The 301-nt window shown below is 44.9% G+C and carries 2 protein-coding genes; both read left to right on the forward strand.

Annotation, left to right across the window (positions count from 1 at the left end; genetic code table 11):
• On the forward strand, nucleotides 1-91 hold a 91-nt coding region (locus tag AB4585_RS27420; RefSeq protein WP_372171906.1), incomplete at its 5' end, for a YciI family protein.
• A 2-nt stretch (nucleotides 92-93) separates the two neighbouring features.
• A partial coding sequence (gene gspS2 / locus AB4585_RS27425) for a type II secretion system pilot lipoprotein GspS-beta (protein WP_372171904.1) occupies nucleotides 94-301 on the forward strand: 208 nt, incomplete at its 3' end.

Raw genomic sequence — 301 nt, forward strand, 5'->3', positions numbered from 1 at the left:
AGATGCCAAGGAATGGGCTGATGCTGATCCCTACATCGAAGCTGGCGTTTATCAGAACGTTATCGTCAAACCCTTTAAAAAAGTATTCTAATTATGCATTCATCACTTAAAACTCTGTTTATCGCGGCGCTGGCCACTCTTATTCTTGCAGGCTGTTCATCAAACGGTGATAAGCAGAGAGAGCTAGAACTTAAGGCGGATCGCCGTGCTGGGATCTTAGCTTCAAGCCTGCCAATTGAATACGGCCCTTTGACCATCACTAGAGCGTCTTCAAAGGGAAGTATTGTCATCATTGAAATGC

The sequence above is a fragment of the Vibrio sp. 10N.222.49.C9 genome, from assembly GCF_041474985.1.
Classification (GTDB): Bacteria; Pseudomonadota; Gammaproteobacteria; order Enterobacterales; family Vibrionaceae; genus Vibrio; species Vibrio crassostreae_C.